This window comes from Mesorhizobium sp. M2A.F.Ca.ET.039.01.1.1 (genome assembly GCF_003998035.1).
Lineage (GTDB): Bacteria > Pseudomonadota > Alphaproteobacteria > Rhizobiales > Rhizobiaceae > Mesorhizobium.
The window spans coordinates 1-1,784 of the sequence record NZ_RZRY01001011.1; the positions used below are offsets into that span (position 1 = coordinate 1).

Annotated in this window: 3 protein-coding genes; 1 reads left to right on the forward strand and 2 read right to left on the reverse strand. The window is 66.0% G+C overall.

The window, feature by feature from the left end; genetic code table 11:
• Together EOA24_RS36690 and EOA24_RS36695 are read right to left on the reverse strand one after the other, a co-directional pair.
• Positions 1-658 (reverse strand): methyltransferase (locus EOA24_RS36690; protein ID WP_127410756.1); only part of this gene is annotated, 658 nt, incomplete at its 3' end.
• Positions 658-882 (reverse strand): DUF2007 domain-containing protein, encoded by a 225-nt coding sequence (locus EOA24_RS36695; protein WP_126078607.1) that lies wholly within the window; start codon positions 880-882, stop codon positions 658-660. The genes EOA24_RS36695 and EOA24_RS36690, both read right to left, overlap by 1 nt.
• A 179-nt stretch (positions 883-1,061) precedes the next feature.
• Here EOA24_RS36695 and EOA24_RS36700 point away from each other — a divergent pair.
• A partial coding sequence (locus EOA24_RS36700) for a polyprenyl synthetase family protein (RefSeq protein ID WP_133374837.1) occupies positions 1,062-1,784 on the forward strand: 723 nt, incomplete at its 3' end.

Sequence of the window (1,784 nt, forward strand, 5' to 3'; positions counted from 1 at the left end):
CGACGAGGCGGATCGCCGCCGCGTCCGGACGCGGATGCACGCAGAGCAATTCGGCGTCGCCGAAGCGCCCTTCGATTGCATCGAGGATGGCAACGAGCTGCTCGGGCCGGGCGATGACGGCCAGCCCGCCGCGCGGCCTGGCGACGGCGGCGGCGCTCCTGATCCAGCTTTCGAACAGCCCATCCTCGCCCACATGCGCCTGCCGGCGCAGCGCGTCTGGCGTCGAGCGATCCTCGGCGGCGTTGAAAGGCGGGTTCATGATGACGAAGTCGAAGGAATTTTCGGGAAGCCCGGCCTCGGCCCGCGCCCGGCCGGTCAGCGTCACGTCGGCCGTCAGCACCGAGGCGCGGTTGCCGAGATGCGCATTGCCGGGATGCGAGAGCGTGGCGGCGGCGAACCCCGCCATTTCGGCGGAGCGCTCGACGAGCACGGCCTGCGCCGACGGACACCGCGACAGCACGGCAAGCGCGGCAGCACCAGCCCCGGCGCCGAAATCGGCGAGCCGGCCGGAAAAGCGGGACGGCACGGCGGCCGCCAGCATCATGGCGTCCATGCCGGCTCGATGACCGCCCTGGCTAGGCTGCACCAGCCAGAAGCGTCCGCGATGGAAGGCATCGACCGTATGCGCCGGCGTATCTGGGGCGGTTGTCGCTGCCATTATTTTTGGCGGATCTCGTTTTCGATGCCGGCATCCTTGAGGATGCGGCGCGCCACGTCGGCCTTGTCGGCGTCGACCATGACACGCTTCTGCAAAAGGCCGATGGACCCTTCCAGCACGCTCATATTCAGGTCGGCGACGAAACAGGCGATGCCGGCGTCGCGCATCAGCGATTCGACAAAGGAGATCACGACGGCGTCATTGGTGCGGACAAGCTCGATCATGGAACGAAAATCGCAGGTTGCGGCGTTCATGTAAACGTGCGGGTAAACACAGCGTCGGCAGAGCGCGCCAATTCGCCTCTTGCCGTGTCCGGTTGTGCCGCCCTAGAGTCGGCGCGGGATCAAAGGGTGCCGTGGGTGCGCGCTGCTCGTGCGCGTCAATGTAGACGGGAGTTGTCGTGGTGGGTGTCGTTCTCAACATCGAAGGAAAGCGGGAACCCGCTTCCATCAATGATCTGATCGATCTGACGGCCGCCGACATGGGACGCGTCAACGAACTGATCCTGTCCAAGGCCGGCTCCGACGTCGAGATGATCCCGGAGATCGCCAACCACCTGATCTCTTCCGGCGGCAAGCGGCTCAGGCCCATGCTGACGCTCGCCGCCGCGCAGATGTTCGGCTATTCGGGCGAAGGCCATGTCAAGCTCGCCACCGCGGTCGAATTCATGCACACGGCGACGCTTCTGCATGACGACGTGGTCGACGAGAGCGCCTTGCGCCGCGGCAAGAAGACGGCGCGCATGATCTGGGGCAACCAGGCGAGCGTTCTGGTCGGCGATTTCCTGCTCGGCCAGGCCTTCCGCATGATGGTCGAGGTCGGCTCGCTGGAAGCGTTGGACATCCTGTCGACCGCCGCCTCCATCATCGCCGAGGGCGAGGTGATGCAGCTTGCCGCCGCCAAGAACCTCGACACCACCGAGGACGAGCATTTCGCCGTCATCAAGGCCAAGACCGCGGCGCTGTTCTCGGCCGCCGCCGAAGTCGGGCCGGTGATCGCCCAGGCCTCGCGCACCGACCGCGCCGCATTGCGCTCCTACGGCATGAATCTCGGCCTTGCCTTCCAGCTCATCGACGACGCGCTGGATTATGGCGGGTCCTGCACAGAGATCGGCCAGAAAGTAAGC

What these genes read in the sequence shown, in the direction of transcription:
- EOA24_RS36695 (WP_126078607.1), bottom strand. Translation starts at nt 882, where the DNA reads ATGATCGAGCTTGTCCGCACCAATGACGCCGTCGTGATCTCCTTTGTC.